16 protein-coding genes are annotated in these 18,857 nt (G+C 71.6%); 6 read left to right on the top strand and 10 right to left on the bottom strand.

Features of this window, described 5'->3' with window-relative positions:
* Nucleotides 1-4: 4 nt before the first annotated feature.
* The 4 genes from ACQEUR_RS01045 to ACQEUR_RS01030 all read right to left on the bottom strand — a co-directional run bounded on the left by ACQEUR_RS01045 (nt 5) and on the right by ACQEUR_RS01030 (nt 2,670).
* Nucleotides 5-673, bottom strand: a complete 669-nt coding sequence (locus ACQEUR_RS01045) for a hypothetical protein (protein WP_433024064.1) — start codon at nt 671-673, stop codon at nt 5-7.
* 145 nt (nt 674-818) lie between these two features.
* The gene (locus tag ACQEUR_RS01040; RefSeq protein WP_433024062.1) at nt 819-1,787 is read right to left on the bottom strand and encodes an inositol monophosphatase family protein; all 969 of its coding nucleotides are present in this window, start codon (nt 1,785-1,787) and stop codon (nt 819-821) included.
* Nucleotides 1,784-2,176 carry a DUF5919 domain-containing protein gene (locus ACQEUR_RS01035; RefSeq protein ID WP_433025844.1) on the bottom strand — a complete coding sequence of 131 codons (393 nt, stop codon included), beginning with the start codon at nt 2,174-2,176 and terminating at the stop codon, nt 1,784-1,786. Before ACQEUR_RS01035 ends, ACQEUR_RS01040 begins: the two co-directional genes overlap by 4 nt.
* Nucleotides 2,177-2,205: 29 nt before the next feature.
* Entirely contained in the window at nt 2,206-2,670 is a 465-nt protein-coding gene (locus tag ACQEUR_RS01030; RefSeq protein ID WP_433024060.1) for a helix-turn-helix domain-containing protein, read from the bottom strand.
* Between the two features lie 768 nt (nt 2,671-3,438).
* Here ACQEUR_RS01030 and ACQEUR_RS01025 point away from each other — a divergent pair.
* Nucleotides 3,439-4,128: a hypothetical protein gene (locus ACQEUR_RS01025; protein WP_433024058.1), complete on the top strand. Its 690-nt coding sequence runs from the start codon at nt 3,439-3,441 to the stop codon at nt 4,126-4,128.
* A gap of 479 nt (nt 4,129-4,607) precedes the next feature.
* A complete protein-coding gene (locus ACQEUR_RS01020) occupies nt 4,608-5,408 on the top strand; it encodes an HAD family hydrolase (protein WP_433024056.1) in 801 nt (266 codons plus the stop codon).
* Nucleotides 5,409-5,484: 76 nt separating this feature from the next.
* Here ACQEUR_RS01020 and ACQEUR_RS01015 read toward each other — a convergent pair whose 3' ends face one another.
* Complete coding sequence (locus ACQEUR_RS01015; RefSeq protein WP_433024054.1) at nt 5,485-6,255, bottom strand: oxidoreductase; 771 nt, start codon at nt 6,253-6,255, stop codon at nt 5,485-5,487.
* A 196-nt stretch (nt 6,256-6,451) separates the two neighbouring features.
* Here ACQEUR_RS01015 and acs point away from each other — a divergent pair, with 196 nt between their 5' ends.
* Together acs and ACQEUR_RS01005 are read left to right on the top strand one after the other, a co-directional pair.
* Entirely contained in the window at nt 6,452-8,416 is a 1,965-nt protein-coding gene (acs, locus tag ACQEUR_RS01010; protein ID WP_433024052.1) for an acetate--CoA ligase, read from the top strand.
* Between the two features lie 384 nt (nt 8,417-8,800).
* Entirely contained in the window at nt 8,801-11,128 is a 2,328-nt protein-coding gene (locus ACQEUR_RS01005) for an immune inhibitor A domain-containing protein (protein ID WP_433024050.1), read from the top strand.
* 108 nt (nt 11,129-11,236) lie between these two features.
* On the opposite strand, the gene ACQEUR_RS01000 is transcribed toward ACQEUR_RS01005, so the two are convergent.
* Complete coding sequence (locus ACQEUR_RS01000; protein ID WP_433024048.1) at nt 11,237-12,424, bottom strand: C45 family autoproteolytic acyltransferase/hydolase; 1,188 nt, start codon at nt 12,422-12,424, stop codon at nt 11,237-11,239.
* Nucleotides 12,425-12,634: 210 nt separating this feature from the next.
* Between ACQEUR_RS01000 and ACQEUR_RS00995 the strand changes: the two genes are divergently transcribed.
* A complete protein-coding gene (locus ACQEUR_RS00995) occupies nt 12,635-13,576 on the top strand; it encodes an alpha/beta fold hydrolase (protein ID WP_433024046.1) in 942 nt (313 codons plus the stop codon).
* A 31-nt stretch (nt 13,577-13,607) separates the two neighbouring features.
* Here ACQEUR_RS00995 and ACQEUR_RS00990 read toward each other — a convergent pair whose 3' ends face one another.
* Complete coding sequence (locus ACQEUR_RS00990) at nt 13,608-13,973, bottom strand: hypothetical protein (protein WP_433025841.1); 366 nt, start codon at nt 13,971-13,973, stop codon at nt 13,608-13,610.
* Nucleotides 13,970-16,534, bottom strand: coding sequence for an SseB family protein (locus ACQEUR_RS00985; protein WP_433024044.1), 2,565 nt, complete (start codon nt 16,532-16,534; stop codon nt 13,970-13,972). The genes ACQEUR_RS00990 and ACQEUR_RS00985 overlap by 4 nt, the downstream gene beginning before the upstream one ends.
* A 187-nt stretch (nt 16,535-16,721) precedes the next feature.
* Between ACQEUR_RS00985 and mycP the strand changes: the two genes are divergently transcribed.
* Complete coding sequence (gene mycP, locus ACQEUR_RS00980; protein ID WP_433024042.1) at nt 16,722-17,948, top strand: type VII secretion-associated serine protease mycosin; 1,227 nt, start codon at nt 16,722-16,724, stop codon at nt 17,946-17,948.
* A 106-nt stretch (nt 17,949-18,054) separates the two neighbouring features.
* Here the strand turns inward: mycP and ACQEUR_RS00975 are convergent, their stop codons facing one another.
* Nucleotides 18,055-18,348, bottom strand: coding sequence for a WXG100 family type VII secretion target (locus ACQEUR_RS00975; RefSeq protein ID WP_433024040.1), 294 nt, complete (start codon nt 18,346-18,348; stop codon nt 18,055-18,057).
* 22 nt (nt 18,349-18,370) lie between these two features.
* Complete coding sequence (locus ACQEUR_RS00970; protein ID WP_433025838.1) at nt 18,371-18,688, bottom strand: WXG100 family type VII secretion target; 318 nt, start codon at nt 18,686-18,688, stop codon at nt 18,371-18,373.
* Between the last annotated feature and the right edge of the window lie 169 nt (nt 18,689-18,857).

The following is an 18,857-nucleotide window of genomic DNA, read 5'->3' as shown; positions in this document are numbered from 1 at the left end:
TCGGTCACGTCCGGGCCGGAGCCGTCGGGCCTGGCCTCGGGGTTGCCGATTCCGCCGTACCGTCCCAGAACTCCCCGACGATCACGCGGACCTGCTCGGCGAGCGCCGTCATCAGTTCGTTCCGGGCGTCTGCCTCGCGGAGTCGGGCGTCCCGGGCCTGTCTGCGCCAGGCCTGGCGGGCCGCGTCGGAGCCTCCGCCCTGCTCCGGCTCGCGAGCGCTGGCGGCCTGCCGCTCCATCGCGTAGTGCACCTTCGTCAACCGCTCGTACCAGGCGTCGAACGTCGCCGCGACGGGCCGGGGAAAGTAGAGGCTGGCGGTGGACCTCGCCCGGGTGAGTTCCTCCTCCGGCAACCGAATCGGCTCCGCCGGAGGTGGACCGGACTCGGCGTCGCCGACGAGTTCGCTGGACTGCAGCACCAGCATGGAGATCTCCAGGTAGAAGGCTTCTAGCTTCTCTCGGTGGCGCTCCCGAGCGGCGAAGGTGACCCGCAACTCCTCGAGATGGAGGGCCTGCCTGGTGGCCTCTTGGGCGAGCCGCAACGCGTGCTGGTTGTTCTGCTCCGCGAGCGCCTCGGCCTGCTGCCTGCTCTGCCTGCCGGTGAGCCAGCCGAAGAGCAAGCCGCCGAAGCCGACTATGCCGCTGATCGCCGGAGTCCACCAGTCCGATGCCATGTCTACAGTGTCGGCCACAGCAGGACCGCGGACGCCATCGCCCGGAGCATGATGCCGACGAGCCGAGGATTGTCTAATCGGAAGCGCAAGCCACAGCTTTCCCGGCAGCTCCGCCCCGGCCGGCTAGCAGTGTGACTTCTCGGCGCTAACTGACCCATGGACCGCTGCCTGTGGCCAGCCCGAGGTGTCCGGACTGCTCGGCGCAGAGTACGGCGGTGCAAGTTCGCAGCACGTGGCAGTGGGGGTCCGCCAGGTCATTCGAGACTTCCGCAGGCAGGCCGTGGGGTCTCGTCGTCCGGTTACCGATGCGTGATTCGACAACGTCCGTTAGCGCCTGCTCAACGAGCGCAACGACAGGTTGCAGGATCGCAGGGCCGGCGGCGATGGTCGCGGTCGCGGCGGTGCTGTGCGTACTGCCGTCCTGGTCCACAACGCGGGCGCCGGCCTCCTGGGCGATGACGACGCCAGCGGCGGTGTCCCAGGGCTTGTTGGCCAGCATGACGAAGGCATCGACCCTGCCGTGCGCGAGCCAGGCCAGATCGATGGCGGCGGAGCCGATCATGCGGACGCGCTGCACTCGTTGGACCAGGTGATCGGTGATGGCCAGGCGTTGGGCGTTCTTCTGCTGGGCGCCGGCGCCAACCGCGTAATCACCGATGGCGACGACCGCATCCCTCAGGTCGGCCACCCGGCTCGCACGGATGCGTTCGCCGTCGGCATAAGCGCCTTGTCCCCTCGCTGCGGAGTACCGGTCGCCGAGGAAGGGCAGATCGATGATCCCGAGCACGGCGTGCTGGCGGTCGATGAGGCCGAGCGAGACCGCACACAGCGGCAAGCCGTGGATGAAGTTGACGGTCCCGTCGACCGGGTCCAGTGCCCATACGAGACCGTCGGTGCGGCCGCTGCTGCCCTCCTCCTCACCCAGGAACCCGATGTCGGGCGTCTTGGCAGCGAGATAGTCACGCACCCGCTGCTCGATGGCGTAGTCCACCTCGGAGGCCATGTCCCGGTCACCCTTGGCGGTGAGCACTCCCGGTTGCAGTGTGCGCATGAGGTCGCGGGCGATGTCCACGGCCTCGTGTGCGACAGGTAGCAGATCGCGGTAGTCGGTCATAGCTGGCGGCTGCGCTCCCACAGCGAGGTGAAGGTGGCGTCGAACACCGGGTACAGGCCGGACGTGGACGAGGTGCGTTCGATGACCATCGTGGGTGAGTCGACGCCCCTGGTCTGGGGCAGATAGTGCTGTGCGATGCACAACCGGTCGTCGATCAGCATGATGTTGACCCGGATGGTTTCGTCGTAGACGCCGATGGCCAGTCGTTCGCGGGCTTCGACCGGTAGTCGGTCGCGGATTCGTCGTATCAGGTTCTGCATGTTGAGTTCGGTGAGCGCGCTGAGGTGCCCTTCCGGGTAGTCGTCCTCCCGCTCCTGGCGCCTGATCGCCTCCCCGGCCGGGTCGAGAAAGAGGCAGCGGAGCCGGGCACCGTTGGTGAGGAGACTCAGCAGGTGGTTGTCGGCGTACTGCTGGCAGATCAGGTTGAGTGACAGGCCGGCGGCGCGGATGTCCCTGGCCGTATCGAAGAGCGCGTGGGGAGGTAGCTTGGCGGTGAACTCGGATCTGCTGGGGTAGATGGCGGTGACGTCGCAGTATTGGGCAAGGCCGTGCCGAACTGGCTGGGGACTGGCGTGGTGCCGCCGCCCGGCGGGGCCGGCGGCGGCGGTTCGCGTTCGCCGAGAAACAGCGTCATTCGGGCGCGGTTCGGCATGGCGAGACCGGCGGCGATCCGGGCGAGGACGTCAATGCTGGCGACCCGGCGCCCGCCGCTGATGATCTCACTGACCTGGGCCTGGCTGAGACCGGTGGCGAGGCCCAGGTGGGTTTGGCTGGCGCGGGTGGCCCGCTGGACCAGGCGGAACACCTGCGCGATGTCGCGGCCGGCCAGGGCTTCGAGCATGTCCGGGGCTTTCCACACCGCGTCGGGTACGGCGAACGGCACTGCTACTCGCCTGCCCACACGTGCCTCCTCCCCGCCGGGTGCGCACTCACCATATCCGCCAGCCGGATAGATCACGGCCGCTCTGCACCTGGTGCCGGGATAGAAGCAATCCACCGAAGTACCACTCGTTGTGATGGGTCGCTGCCACCGCGTCAACCACGATCGACTCATGGCTGACCACGTCGTGCCCACCCTTTCGTTCGACCCCGCCGATCCCCCGGCCCGCCCTCCACGGGGCTGCGAAAACCGACTGATGTGGCACCTGGCCCACCAGCTCTTCCGCGATCATCGACCCGACCGGGACGGCTTCTGCGTGACCTGTGTGCCGGGGCAGTTCTCCCCCTGCGTCGGCCGACACCTGGCCGACCGAGGGTTCCGGTCCGCCTGTGGCGCCTCCGACGCGATATCCACCCCAGGCGTCGGCACGGAACCGCCCCAATGACGCTCTAGTGGTCGTCGGCCGAGCCGTACGCCGTACGCTGACCTGCTGCCGTCGCTCGGCGGCGGCCGCACGGTCAGCCGCTGTTGTCCTGGCCCAATGGCCCGCCAACGGCGCGGTGGCCCGCGTTGTCCGGGCCGGCCCCGTCTGAACCAGTACGACCGTCGTCGACGTCATCGGTGCCGGCAGCGCGCGGGGAGCGCAGAGGCCGGGGCGACAGGCAACACCGATCCCGATGTTGTGTCAGACGGGGGCAATAGCATCCGTTGATCGAGGTCCACGCCCAACTGGTTGCCATCACCCAGGACCTACTGACACGCTGAGGGAGCATGATCGACGACGAGATCCGCGGCGACCTGTTCGACTTCCCCGTCGTGCTCCCGCCCCCCGGCGCACCCGTCCCGGACGGGCTGCCCGCCCGCTGGGCGGCGGTCGCCCGGGAAACGGACCCCGCCGCCCGCCGGGCCGCCGCCCTGTCCCGGTGGGAACCGGAGTTCCTGGCGATGGTGCCCCGGTTCGCCACCGCCCTGCGCGAACAGCTCGTCGACGTGCGCGTCGCCCGACACCGCGACGACGGAACCTGGGTGCTCGTCTACCCGCTGCGCACCGACTACGGCGTCCGCTGCTGGATCGGCCACGACCCCGACGCCGCCGGATCGGCCCGCCCCCAGCACTGGAAGCTGCTCCCCGAACCGGCCCGCCGCTTCCTCACCGGCACGCACGCCGGGTTCACCGACGGGCTCTTGAACGGCCTCATGGCACCGAAGTGGATGGACTCGTTCGCCCGCTGGGCCGAGATCGACGACGGCCCGATCCCCGGGTGGGACGGCACCGACGGCCGGATCTCCTCCACCGAACTGATCGTCGTGGCGACGGACGGCGGAGCACTTCACCTGTGCGTCTCCCCGCTGGCCCCACCCGGGGCGGCCGTGCTCGTCTACGAGGGCGACGTCTCCATCCGTCGTGACTTCGCCACCGAGCTGGACGAGGTGCTGTGCACTCGGCTGGAGTTCGGGTGACCGCCCGTCCGGCGTCGGATCCGCATCCCGCTTGTGCACCCCCGGCGGGCGCCTTCGCTGACGACCCGCTGACGCCGAGCCTGGGGCGGTGGCTCGACGGGCCACAACAGAGGAACCTTGACCAGGGTGAATACCCTTACCCCGAAAAGCGACGACCCCCGTCGGGGGGAGACGGGGGTCGTCCGGGGTTCGGCTCCGGGGGGGTCGAGCCGAACCCGCTCGGCGATCACGGGGGGTGCGACCGCCGAGGTCTACCGGTCACAGAGGATATGAAAGTGTTCCGTAACTACAAGCATGCCTGAGAGACCCTGTATACGTCGAGTGGCGTTTACTTCCACTCACCGCGAAAGTCTCGCCCCGCACTGTGACGGCGGTCACTCTTCGCCTGACCCGACGGTCAGGAACGAAGCGGCCGCCACGCGCCAAACGTGACCCCGCGCACCCGCTGACCATAGACCATCCGGCTAGACTTTCGCGCCGTGGGCCGAAGCGCCGCTTTTTTCGATCTCGACAAGACCGTCATCGCCAAGTCAAGCGCCCTGGCGTTCGGCCGACCGTTCTACCGGGACGGGCTGATCACCCGACGCGACGTGGTGAAGTCCGCGTACGCCCAGCTGATGTTCCGGCTCGGCGGCACCGACGAGCAGACCATGGCGCGTACCAGGGACTATCTGGCGGCGCTCTGCAAGGGATGGCCGGTCGACCAGGTCCGCCAGATCGTCGCGGAGACACTGCACGAGCTGATCAACCCCTATGTGTACGCCGAGGCGGCCGCGCTGATCGAGGAGCACCAGGCGGCCGGCCGGGACGTCGTACTCGTCTCCGCCTCCGGTGAGGAGATGGTCCGGCCGATCGGCGAGCTGCTCGGCGTCACCGACGTGATCGCGACCCGGATGGCGGTCGTCGACGGCCGCTACAGCGGCGAGGTGGAGTTCTACGCTGCCGGCCCGAGCAAGGTGGAGGCCGTCGGCGCCCTCGCCCAGGAGCGCGGCTACGACCTCGCCGAGTCGTACGCCTACTCCGACTCCGCCAGCGACCGGCCGCTGCTGGAGTGCGTCGGCCACCCGAGCGCCGTCAACCCGGACCGGGCGCTGCGCAAGCTGGCGACCGAGAACGCCTGGCCGATGCTGGAGTTCCGCCACCCGATCCCGCTGGGCCGCCGGCTGCGCGAACGACCCGCCGTCCCGGTCGCGGCGGCGGCCATCGGCGTCGGGGTCGGGGTCGCGATCGGCATCGCCTGGTACGGCCGCCACCGCCGGGCCCGGACGACGACGGCCTGACGCCCTGGGGTGTTAGGAGGGGGCCCTTCCTATACAAAAAGCGATAACAAGGGCCCCCTCCTTACCCCTCTAGCACTCACACCTCGTCGGCGATGGCTTCAAGGCGCTCGGCACCGATCTCGACCGCGCTGGCGTAGTGCCGCAGCCAGGAGCGGATCCCGTCCGGCGTGCCGGTGGCGAACGCGCCCGCCGCGCCGACGTACTCCGGTTCGCGTTCGAGGTGGCCCAGGTCGACCGCGACCAGCGCGCGCGGGTCGAAGCCGGTGGAGATCAGCGTGAGCCGGGCGGCGGCCCGGGCGACCACCCCGGACGGCCCGGCGAACGGGCGCAGCGCGAGCAGGTCGCCGTGGACGACGGCGGCGAGCACCAGCGGTGACACCCGGGTGCCGCCGGTGACCAGCCCGGCCAAGCCGTCCAGCCGGGCGCTGACCATCCAGAGGCCGCCCGGGGTCCCGCCACCGTCGGCGGGATCCGCGATCTGCGGCCGGCCCAGGGCCTCCTCCGGCACCACGCCCCGGGCGGCCAGCGTGTGCAGCCGGGCGAGCACCTGTCGCGGCGCCCGCGGCCACAGGTCGGCGAGCCCCGGCAGTTCTCCGGCGACCCGCAGCGCCCCCTGTACCACCGGGTCCGTGACCGTACCGTCACGGACCGCTTCCCGCTCGTGGGCGTACCCCTCAAGGGCGGCGCTGGCCACCGCGGACCGCAGGCCGACCTCGGCCGCGACCTGGCCACCCTGCCGCCGCAACGCGCGGTGCCGCAGCGCGGCGTCGACCCGCTCGCGGGCCCGCTGCACGGCGGGTGCGACGTCGGCGAGGTCGAGCAGCGGGGCGAGCGGGTCGGTGGTCACGGGTGTCACGCTAGTGGCCGGGCGGATCACCGGGACCGGCGAGCGCCCGGACGCACCCGTTCGGCGCGGCGGGCGACCTGAGCCGCGCGGACCCCTCGCACCAGGCCTGATGCGCCGATTAACCTCCTACGGAACGCCCGACCCGAACAGCAAGCGAATGAAAGTACGCCACGCGACGCCTGAGGAGCCCCCCACCATGAGCGAGACTCTGGCAAACCTGTTGCAGGAGACCCGGCAGTTTCCGCCGCCGGCCGAGCTGGCCGCCGCCGCCAACGTCACCGCCGCCGCCTACGACGAGGCCGCCGAGGACCGCCTGGCGTTCTGGGAACGGCAGGCCGGCCGGCTGGCCTGGGCGCGGGAGTGGGACCAGGTCCTCGACTGGTCCAACCCGCCGTTCGCGAAGTGGTTCGTGGGCGGGCAGCTCAACGTGGCGTACAACTGCCTGGACCGGCACGTCGAGGCGGGGCACGGCGACCGGGTCGCCATCCACTGGGAGGGCGAGCCGGGCGACAGCCGCTCGCTCACGTACGCCGACCTGCTGAGGTTGACCAGCCAGGCGGCGAACGCGCTGACCGACCTCGGTGTCGTCGCCGGGGACCGGGTCGCGATCTACCTGCCGATGATCCCGGAGGCGGCGGTCGCGATGCTCGCCTGCGCCCGGATCGGCGCCACCCACAGCGTGGTCTTCGGCGGCTTCTCCGCCGAGGCGCTGACCAACCGGATCCAGGACGCCAGCGCCAAGGTGGTGATCACCGCCGACGGCGGGTACCGGCGGGGCAAGCCGTCGGCGCTCAAGCCGACCGTCGACGAGGCGGTCGCCAAGTGCCCGACGATCGAGCGGGTGCTGGTGGTCCGGCGTACCGGGCAGGACGTGGCCTGGACCGACCGGGACCTCTGGTGGCACGAGACGGTGGAGACCGCCGCCGAGGAGCACACCGCGCAGCCGTTCGACGCCGAGCACCCGCTCTTCATCCTCTACACCAGCGGCACCACGGCCAAGCCGAAGGGGATCCTGCACACCACCGGCGGGTACCTGACCCAGGTCGCGTACACCCATCACGCGGTCTTCGACCTCAAACCGGAGACCGACGTCTACTGGTGCAGCGCCGACATCGGCTGGGTCACCGGGCACTCCTACATCGTGTACGGCCCGCTGGCCAACGGCGCCACCCAGCTCATGTACGAGGGCACCCCGGACACCCCGCACCGGGGCCGCTTCTGGGAGCTGGTGCAGAAGCACCGGGTGACCATCCTCTACACCGCCCCGACGCTGATCCGCACCATGATGAAGTGGGGCGAGGACATCCCGCACGAGTACGACCTCTCCTCGCTGCGCCTGCTCGGCAGCGTGGGCGAGCCGATCAACCCCGAGGCGTGGATGTGGTACCGGGAACACGTCGGCCGGGGCGGCTGCCCGGTCGTCGACACCTGGTGGCAGACCGAGACCGGCGCGATCATGATCTCGCCGCTGCCCGGGGTGACCGCGGCGAAGCCGGGCAGCGCGATGCGCCCGCTGCCGGGGATCAGTGCCGACGTGGTCGACGACCAGGGCCGGTCGGTGCCGGACGGCGGCGGCGGCTTCCTGGTGCTGCGCGAGCCGTGGCCGTCGATGCTGCGCACGATCTGGGGTGACGACGAGCGTTTCATCGACACCTACTGGTCCCGCTTCGAGGGGGTGTACTTCGCCGGGGACGGGGCGAAGAAGGACGACGACGGCGACCTGTGGCTGCTCGGCCGGGTCGACGACGTCATGCTGGTCTCGGGCCACAACATCTCCACCACGGAGGTGGAGTCGGCGCTGGTGTCGCACCCGTCGGTGGCCGAGGCGGCGGTGGTCGGCGCGACCGACCCGACGACGGGTCAGGCGATCGTCGCGTTCACCATCCCGCGCGGGCGCGTCGACAGCGAGGGCAAGGCCGGCGAGGCGCTCATCGCCGAGCTGCGCGAACACGTCTCGAAGAGCCTCGGGCCGATCGCCAAGCCGCGGCAGATCATGCTGGTGCCCGAGCTGCCGAAGACCCGCTCGGGCAAGATCATGCGTCGGTTGCTGCGCGACGTGGCGGAGAACCGTTCGCTGGGTGACGTCACCACGTTGCAGGACTCCTCGGTGATGGACATGATCTCCTCCGGGATGCAGGCCGGCAAGTCCGACGAGGACTGATCCGCGCGCACCTCTGCGCCGCGTCGCGACGGGCGGGCCCGACACCGGGCCCGCCCGTCGCCGTCTTCCAGGGTCTACCGGCGGGTCCGTGACCAGGCACCGGCGGCGCCGGCCGGTACGGTACGCATACAGCCGTGGCGGCGAATAGACGTACCAGCCGGTGACGCGGTTCCGCCGTAGCCGAACTGTGACGTTGCAGCAACCAGGAATCGGTGCCCGTTAGAACGTTTTCGCCCTGGTTAGACGTCATACGGACCGTCATGTTGGCACGTCAGCGACCCGTGACAGCGTTCCATCGATCTGCAAAGGTGGTGGTCGCGTCTGATGACAGTGCCCGCCAAGCGCCGGCATGTCCTGTAACACTTCCACAAAGGAGGAGGACCTTTGAGGAGACGAGTCACAGCCGGTCTGGCGAGTGCCACGGCCGTGCTGCTGGCGGCCGGCGCGGTCGCCGCGCCGGCGTCCGGGGCTCCGTCGGCACCCGCACCCCCCGCCGGGGAGCCGACGGGCGCGACCCACCGGGCCGACAACCTGCCCGACCCGCTCCAGGAGGAGCACCAGAAGGTCCGCAGGGAGGCCATCGCCGACCTGCTCTCCGGCAAGGCCAAGCTGCAGACCCGCAACGGGTCGAAGGTGATCCAGGTCAAGGCGGACCGGTTCGTCGAGTACCAGCAGCCCCCGAAGGTCGACCCGATCTTCACCATCCTGGTCGAGTTCGGCAACCAGAAGGACCCGCGCACGGGCGGCACCGACGGCCCCGTACGCAACCAGATCCCCGAGCGGGACCGGGTCTACGACGGCAGCCCGACCGACGACAACAGCACCATCTGGAAGCCGGACTTCAACCGGCAGTCCTACCTCGACCTGTTCTACGCCGAGGGCAAGGAGTCGATGCGCGACTTCTACCTGAAGCAGTCCGGTGGCCGTTACACGGTCGGCGGCGACGTCAGCGACTGGGTCAAGGTCCCGTTCAACGAGGCCCGCTACGGCAGTAACGAGATCCAGGAGCGGGACGGCTACTGGGCCTTCGTCAAGGACACCGCCACCGCCTGGTACGACTCCCAGGTCGCCGCGGGCAAGAGCCAGGCGGAGATCAGGCAGTACCTCAACCAGTTCGACGTCTGGGACCGGTACGACTTCGACGGTGACGGCAACTTCAACGAGGCGGACGGCTACGTCGACCACTTCCAGGCGGTACACGCCGGGGAGGGCGAGGAGGCCGGCGGCGGTGCGCAGGGCGCGGACGCCATCTGGTCGCACCGCTGGGGTGCCTTCACCGACCTCGCCGGCTCGGCCGGGCCGGAGGGCAACAAGTCCGGCGGCGTGCAGATCGGCGACACCGGGCTGTGGATCCGTGACTACACCACGGAGCCGGAGAACGGCGGCCTGGGCGTCTTCGCCCACGAGTACGGCCACGACCTCGGCCTGCCCGACCTGTACGACACGCAGGGCGGGGACAACGGGGTCGGCTTCTGGAGCCTGATGGCCTCGGGCTCCTGGCTGAACCACGGCGGGCAGGACATCGGCTCGACCCCGGGTTACATGGACCCCTGGTCGAAGCTCTACCTGGGCTGGCTGAACTACTCCACGATCGACTGGGACAGCGGCACCACCTACGCGACCCTCGGTGCGGCCGGAGACACCGACGGCCTCGCCCAGGCGGCCGTGGTGAACCTGCCCGACCAGGAGGTCACCATCTCGCTCAACAAGCCCTTCGAGGGCGAACGCGAGTGGTGGAGCGGCACCGGTGACAACCTCAACAACACGCTGACCCGGCAGCTCGACCTGACCGGCGCCACCTCGGCGGCGGTCAACGCCAAGGCGTGGTACCGGACCGAGGAGAACTTCGACTACCTCTTCGCCGAGGTGTCGACGGACGGCGGGTCCACCTGGACCAGGTTGACCCACCCGCTGATCGACGAGCCCACGCCCGGCGGGCAGCCCGAGACGGGCATCGACGGCTCCTCCGGTGACTGGATCGACCTGAACTACGACCTGTCCGCGTACGCCGGGCAGACGATCCAGTTCCGGTACCGCTACCAGAGCGACGGCGGTACCAACCTGGCCGGTGCGTTCTTCGACAACATCTCGCTGGTCAAGGACGGCACCGCGGTCTGGACCGACGGGGCGGAGTCGGAGTCGGCGGAGTGGACGGCGCGGGGCTTCACCCGCTCCACCGGTTCGTACTCGGAGATGCGGCCGCGGTTCTACATCGCGGAGTACCGGACCTACTACGGGTACGACAAGACCCTGGAGACCGGGCCGTACAACTTCGGTTGGACCAGCACCAAGCCGGACTTCGTGGAGCGGTTCAAGAACCACCAGGGCCTGCTCGTCTGGTACGTGAACTACGCGTACGAGGACAACGACACGATCGTCCACCCGGGCTACGGCCTGAACCTGCCCGTCGACGTCCGGCCCGGCCCGATCACGGTCCCCGGGCAGGGCAACGTCACCAACCGGCGGACCAGCTACGACGCCACGTTCAGCAAGTTCACCAAGCCGGCGCAGACGTTCCACCTGAACGGTGTGCCGACCACGGTGCCGAAGCTGAACCCGGTGCCGGTGTTCACCGACGCACAGCCGGACCGCTACTGGTCGGCGGCGAACCCGATGAACTCGGTGAAGGTGGCAGGTACCGGCACCAGGATCGAGCTTCTGCTGGAGAACCGCCTGATCAGCGACCTCGCGATCATCAAGGTCAGCAACTGATCCGGTAGCACCACCCGCACCACGTCGGGGCCGGGAGCGCGCTACGCTCCCGGCCCCGACCGTGTTCCCGCCCCAGCTCCCGCTCCCGGGAGATCGTCGGCCCGCGGATCAGAGCGACGCCAGGTCCAGCCAGCCGTAGTCGTGCCCGCAGGGCGGGCCGGCCGCGATGCCCAGCCGCCGGTCGTCCAGGTCCATCAGCACCGAGTAGACCGTCTCGGAGCGCTCCGGCGGCGGACAGCGCTCGTCGACGTGCCGGCAGATGCTGTACGGCCGGCTGGCGTGGTCCCGGAACAGCGCCGTCAGGTCGGTTTCGTCCACCGACCGCCGCGCGGCCCGCTCGGCGAGCAGCCGGCGGGCCCGCGCCGAACGGAACAGCGAGGAGCCGCCCCAGTCCTTGGCGGTGTCGTGCACCGGCAGCCCCGTCTCCAGGTGGTTCGCGTGGCTGAGCAGGCCGTCCACCGGATGCGCCCAGCCGACGTCGCCGGGGACCAGTTCGAGGTCGATCAGCTCGCCGCCGGCCGGCGCGGCCTGACCGACCAGCAGGTTGATGGAGCTGTTCCGGGGGGTCCGGCAGGCCGCCTGCAACGCCGTCGCCAGGCTGTCCGCCTCCAGCACCGCCCGCAGCAGCACGTGGTACGGCACGCCGGGGGCGGCGCCGTCGCCGGGCAGCCCGTCCCGGTCGCAGCCGAGCATGTTCACGCAGACCCCGACGCCCGCCGAGTTGAGGCCGGTCTTGGCGAGCATGCCCGCCTCGGCGAGGGTCAGCACCGTCAGCCCACGCTCGTCGGTGGTGGCGAGCAGCACCATCACCTCCCGCTGGTCGGGATGCCAGTCCCAGTTCTGCCCGAGCAGCAGGTGGCCACCGCCGGTGTGCGTACCGAGCACGCCGACCGAGGTGCAGGCCCCCGCGTCGGCGTCCGGCCGGGCGCCCCCGTCGATCCCTGCGCGGGTGGCGGCGCCGGCCCCGGGCTGGCCGTAGAGCAGTTCGGTCCGGGCGTTCAACGCGTAGATCTCGCCGAGACCCACCCCGGCGCCCTCGGCGAGCCCGTCCAGCAGCGCGGCGACCCGGGGATGGTGGCGCAGGGTGGCGGCGCGGAACGCCAGCCCCGCCGCCCGTACGGCGTCGGCGGCCAGTCCGGCCTCGTCACGGAACCGTCGCAGGTAGAAGTCGAGGTTGGCCAGGATCAGTTCCCCGGCGGCGGCACCGTAGCCGAGCCCGCACTCCCGGGGCCGGCCCCGTACCCGGATCAGTGGCAGCGGCAGCTCGGACGGGCTGGTCGGGGCGGCGGCATCCATCGCTGTACGGTAACCGGACCCGGTAGCGGTACGCCGCCGCGCGCTGACCCTCGGCTCAGCGGTACCCGTACTCGCGGCTCCGACGCTCGGTGACATCCCGGACAGTCCCCTGATCCGCCCCGTGCCGGGGGCTCGGCCGGCGCCGTTGCCCCTAGGCTGGCCCCATGAGCCAGTGCAGGAAGCGGAACGGCCAGCTCAGCGAGGCGGGACATGAGTGACCGGCGGGAGGGGGGCCGGCGGCCCGTCGAGGAGTCCTGCGTTCTGGTGGACGGGCCGTGGCAGCACCGTTTCGTCGGCGCCAACGGCAGCCGGTTCCACGTCGTCGAGGCGGGCAGCGGCCCACTGGTGCTGTTCCTGCACGGTTTCCCCGAGTTCTGGTGGGCCTGGCACGACATGCTGCCGGCCGTGGCCGACGCGGGCTACCGGGCCGTCGCGGTGGACCTGCGCGGTTACGGCGCGAGCGACAAGCCACCCCGGGGGTACGACGGGTACACGCTCGCGGCCGACGTGGCCGGCCTGATCCGGGCGCTCGGCGAACGCTCGGCGGTGGTGGTCGGCGCGGGCGCCGGCGGCATGATCGGCTGGACGGCGGCGGCCTTCCACCCGGCTCTGGTACGCCGGCTGGTGGTCCTGGCGGCACCGCACCCGCTGCGGCTGCGGGCCGGCATCTTCGCCGACCCGCGCGGGCAGTTCGCGGCGGCCACTCCGACGCTGAGGTTCCAGATCCCCCGCTACGAGCACGTGCTGACCCGGGACAACGCGGTGCTCGTCCGGCAGTTCCTGGCCCGCTGGGGCAGCCCCCGATGGGTGTCCGGTCCCGCCTTCGACGACTACGCGACCCGCTGCCAGGAGGCGATGCGCATCCCGCAGGCGGCGTTCTGCGCGATGGAGGCCTACCGGTGGGCGTTCCGCTCGGTGCTGCGCCTGCACGGTTACCGGTTCGTCCGGCTGCTGCAGCAGCCGCTGGTCACGCCGACGCTGCAACTGCACGGTGCGCTCGACCGGGCGGCGCTGCCGCGTACCGCACAGGGCTCCGGCCGCTACGTCGTCGCCCCGTACGAGTGGCGCCTGCTGGACGATGTCGGCCACTTCCCGCACGTCGAGGCGCCGGACCTGGTGCTGGGCGAGATCCTGCGCTGGGTGAAGTCCTGATGCGTACCGGCCCACGGTGCCGCGGCGCGGGTCAGACGCGGCGTTCGCGCAGGTCGGTGACCTCGGCGGCCGGCGCCCAGCCCTGGTAGACCCCGAAGTCGAACGCCTCCAGGCCCAGTGACAGGGCGACCGGGGCGCGCCCGCCGGTGTATTCCAGCCGCAGCCAGTTGTCGTGCTGGGCCAGCACGATGAACGGCTGCCCCTGCCAGGAGCAGCGGGTGCGGACGTAGACCAGCTCCTCGACCTCGGCCTCCGGCACCACCCGGACGAACCGTCCCGGGCGCACCTCCTCGAAGCCGTCCGCCGGCTCCGAGGAGTAGAGCCGTACCTCGTCGCCGGCGGGGCTCGCCTCGTACTCGCGCCCGTGCCACAGGGCGACGTACCCGTCCCGCATCAGTCCTCCCCGACCCGGCGCCAGGTCGGCACGTCGCAGTCGAGGGTGGCGACGAGCTGCTCGGTGCCGTCGACGCCGACGCGCCAGAGCTGCGCGCCGTGCGGCAGCCGGATGCTGTCCACTTTGAACTCCGCGACCACGTCGCTGCTCTCCCCCGGCGCGAACCCGTTGCCCCGGAAGGGCGGCCGCTCGATCACCCAGCCCTCCATCGCCCGCATGGCGGGCTCGTTCTGCCCGCCGTAGGGGATGCGGTAGAGGCTGGGTCGGTGGGCGGGCCAGCGGAGCAGGTAGATCTCGTCGGCGTCGGGCGAGAACGGGGAGCCGGCGTGCCCGAGCCCGAGCGCGGCGTGGAGCTTGGCCGGCGTACGCAGGTGGGCCACCTCGGAGGCGCGCTGCACGAAGCCGGACACCCGGTCGTAGCCCCGCTCCAGGTAGTAGGCGAGCTGGCTGGGCGCGATGGCCTTCTGCATGACCGTCGGCCGTTCCGGGTCCTCCCGGGCCGGCGCGTACGTCGATCGGGGCGCCTCCTCGGCGGGCGCCGCCGCCGGTTGCTCACCGGGGTCCGCGTCGTCGCCGAGGCCCATCTCGGCGGCCCAGTTCGCCAGCGCGACGATCTGTCCGCCGGGCAGCTTCGCACCGACCGGGGTGCCCGGGTTGACCGCGAACGACCAGGCGTCGTCCGGCCAGCGGCGGATCAACTGGGCGAACTTGACCGACAGTGTCTCCATGGTGACCGGAAGGTGGTCCGCGAGCCGTTCGGGTGAGGTGAACGCCACCAGGTAGGTCTCCCCGTCGAGCTTCTCCGTACGCCATTCGAACCCGTCACCACCGGGGCGGGCGCCCGGGGCGGAGTTCGGCGCGATCGGCAGGAGCACGGTGGCCAGCAGCAGCGTCGAGAGGAAGGTCTCGGTGCTCCCCTCGCCGGCCGCGTCCAGCAGTCCCCGCTCGACGTCGTTGGCCGGGACGAAGTCCGGCGGCGGGCGCAGCGGCGGACCCGAATCGGCCATCCCGGAATCCGGGGACGTCGACCCGGACGCCACCCGGGCGGCCTCGTCGGCCGCGCGCGGGGCGGCCGGGGGCGGCTCGGGGGCACGCGGAGCGGCCGGGGGCGGCTCGGGGGCACGCGAAGCGGCCGGGGGCGGCTCGGCGGAGAGCGGCCCGCCTCGATCGGGATCGGGGATGCGGGGCGTGCCGGGCCGCGGCCCGGTCGGTAGCGGAGCGGTGACGGCCGCGTCGAGCAGGGCGGCGGCGCCCGGGCCGAGCCCGACGTCCACCGTGATCGGATCCCGCCCGGCGGCCGTGATCGGATCCCGCCCGGAGGCGTCGTCCGCGGACCACGAGCCGCCCGGTCGGTCCGGGATCGGGGTGAAGAGGGACGGTTCGGGGGGTGCGGCCGGCCGCACCGGGGCCGGCATCTCGGGGGGCCCGGTGCGGAAGGAGAAGGTGTCCTCCTCGGCCGACCGGCCCGACGCCGCACGCCAGGCCGGCGGGGCCTCGTCCGCCGCCGGAGCCGACCGCTCGGCCGTCATGGCGCCCCGCCACTGGCCGTCAACCACGGCCGGGCGCTCGGGCTCGCCCCCGCCCGACCGGTCGAAGCCCGCCCCGCCGGACGACTCGAAGGCCGGCGCGGCCGGCGACTCGAAGGTGGCCGAAGACTCGAAGGCCGGCGCGGCAGCGGACTCGAAAGCGGTCGAGGACTGGACACCAGCCGACGACTGGAAACCGGTCGAGGATTCGAAACCGGTCGAGGATTCGAAGGCCGCTCCGGCCGGCCGCCGCGAGTCGGACGGGCCGGACGGACCGGCCGGGCGCTGGCCCGGTGGGGACGGGCTGCCGCCGTTGGCACCGTTCGACCGGTCGGGCCGGCTCCGACTCGCCGGAGTCATCCAGCCGGCCGGGCCCTCGCCGGAGGTCGGGCCGTCGACGTCGTCGTGCCCGACGGCGAACCCGGAGATCACCGCGTCCGCCGGGACCGTACCCGGATCGGCCGGCGACGCGGATCGGCCGGGCGAGACCGGGGCGGCGGGCCGGACGGGTGGTGGCTCCGGGGCGGCCGGCGCCGGGCCGGGCCGCCCGGGGGACGGTTCGGGACGTCGGGGTACCGAAGCGGTGGCGCGGGCCCGCGCCGCCCGCTCGACCTGTTCCAGTCGGGCCCGGGCCCCAATGCCCCGGCCGGGGAGCCGCACGTCGCCACGGGAGAGCTGGGACACGAACCAGGCGGGAAGATAGCCCTCGATCGGCAGTCCCGGATTGACCGCGAGCCACCACTCCAGGTTGGGCCAGCCGGCGGCCAGTTCGGGGTACGGCGAGCGCCGGGTGGAACCGGCATTTTCGGCCAGGCAGGCGTGCAGGGCGGCCAGCGAGGTGAAGGCGAGTACGTGCGTCCGGCCGCCGGTGGTCCAGGTGCCCCAGCCCATCGGCGCACGGCCGGCCAGCGCTTCGGCCGAGACCGGCAGCAGGAGCTCGGTGCGGGCCAGGATGCGGAAGTAAAGTTCCTGGTCACCGGCGCGCAACGCGTCCCGCATCGCGACCTCGGCCTCGGTGGCCGGCTCCCATTCGGTCACGGCCACCTCCCCTCCGCCGTACAGGCCACAAGCATCGCGTACAACCTACAAGGTAGGCACATGATCACAATGCTCACCCGGCGGCGGATGCCGCGACCGGCAACGCACCGATAGCATCCGGTGGGCGGACCCGGACCGATGGGTGGCCGACACCACACAGGCGGACCGAACCGATTCGGAGGCGGCGATGGCTGGCCGGAGAGTACGACGCACCCTCGTGGGCGCCCTCGTCGCGGCGTCGGTGCTGCCGACCATCGCCGGACCGGCCGCCGCGGCCGCGGTACCGCGCACCGGTCTGGCCCTGCCCGGCTGCACCAGCACTCCGGCCCCCGTGGAGCCGGTCAAGGCGATGCCCTGGGCGCAGCAGCGGTACGCCCCGGAGCGGCTGGCGCCGCTGGCCACCGGGGAGGGGGTGACCGTCGCGGTCATCGATTCCGGGGTCGACAAGACGCACGTCCAGATGAGGGGCCGGGTGGCCCGGGGCGCCGACTTCCTCGACGCCGGCCTCGACGGCACCCGGGACTGCCAGGGTCACGGCACGGGCGTGGCGAGCATCATCGCGGCCACCCCGCGCAACGGCATCGGGTTCCACGGCCTCGCGCCGAAGGCGAAGATCCTGCCGGTCCGGGTCAGCGAGCAGCTGATCATCGAGGGTGAGCAGTCGGGCGAGACGGTCACCGCCGCGGAGTTCGCGCAGGCGATCCGCTGGGCGGTGGACAACGGCGCCGACGTGATCAACATGTCCGTCGTGCTCTACGAGGACAACCCCGCGGTCCGTTCGGCGACCGCGTACGCCGTCGCCGAGGACATCGTCGTGGTGGCCGCCGCCGGCAACCTGCACGAAGAGGGCGATCCTCGGCCCTATCCCGCCGCCTACGACGGAGTGATCGGGGTCGGCGCGGTCGGGCAGGACGGCGTGGTCGCGCCCTTCTCCCAGCGCGGCGACTACGTCGACCTGGTCGCACCCGGCGGGAAGGTGCTGGCCGCGGTCCCGGAACAGGGACACAAGGAGGAGGACGGCACCAGCTACGCGGCGCCGTTCGTGGCGGGCACCGCCGCCCTCATCCGCGACTACCAGCCGGACCTGTCCGCGGCGGAGGTGGCCGCCCGGCTCGTCGCGACGGCCGACCCGGCCGCGGGCAACCGGCGCCAGGACTACGGCGCCGGAGTGCTCAACCCGTACCGGGCGGTCACCGACACCGCGGCACCGGCCCGGCGGCAGCCGGCCGGTGGGCTGCCGGCCGAGGAGGTCGACCCGGTCGCGGTGGCCCGCGCCGAACGGCGCTCGGTGGCCCAGGAACGGGCCCTCTGGGTCGCCGGGGTGGCCGGCACCGTCGCCGGACTTGCGCTGCTGCTGGCCACGGTGCTGCCACAGGGCATGCGCCGCCGGTGGCGTCCCGCCGGCCCGGCGTGATCCGGCCCGGCACACTCCGAGCCGGGGACGGGACGACACGCGGATGCCCCGGTTCGCGACGCGCAGCGCGGCGATCCCGGGGCATCCGGCGTGGTGCTGACCAGCCCTACTGGAACAGGCTGGTGTTCTTCTTCTCCGTGCTGAGGTAGTCGGACGAGGACTCGTCCAGCGCCGTCTTGATCTCGCGCAGCATGTTCTGCAGGTCCTGCGAGGCCTGGCGCCACTTCGCCTGGCGCACCTCGTACGCCTCCTTGGCCTCACCACCCCAGGTGGAAACCAGCGGAGCCGCGTCCCGCTCAAGCTGGTCGAGCTGCGAGTCGAGCGTGTTCAGCGCCTTCTGAATGTCCGCGCTGGCCTGCTGCAACGCAGGGAAACTGACGACAAGAAGGCCGTCACCCATCGGATCTCCCTCCCCAGAGGAATCAGAGCGGCAGCGAGATGCCGCGGTTGGTGGAAGCTACCCGGCTCGACGCCTCGCTGTCGGACGCGTCGTACTGCTGACCCGAGGTGCGGATCGCGGTCGCCGTCTCCCGCAGCGCGCGGTGGATAGCGTCCTGGTCCTGCCTCCACTGCTGCTTGACGGTCTCGAACGAACGACCACCAGCACCGCGCCACGCGGTCTGGAGCACCTCAAGCTGACTCATGAGGCTGCTGAGCATGCCCTGCAGCGACTGGTCGACCTGCTCGAACTTCTGAGCAGTCTGCTGCATCACCGCAGCTTCTGCTTGCGTCTGGGACACCCCGGACGTCACCCCGCTCCCTAACTCGTCACCACTTCCGGGAGGCCCACTGTGGACAACCCGGGTCGTCTCCGCCCCCTGCGCGGGTCACGGCACGTCAGGTCAATAACCCTCGTCGCTGACGGTAGCGGGCCGGAGCAAGCCTTGGTAGCCCCTTTCGTCCACGCTG

It is taken from the genome of Plantactinospora sp. CA-290183, from assembly GCF_050936375.1.
GTDB lineage: Bacteria > Actinomycetota > Actinomycetes > Mycobacteriales > Micromonosporaceae > Plantactinospora.
Note: the sequence above shows the minus strand (reverse complement) of the source record. Positions and strands in the feature narration are given on the sequence as shown.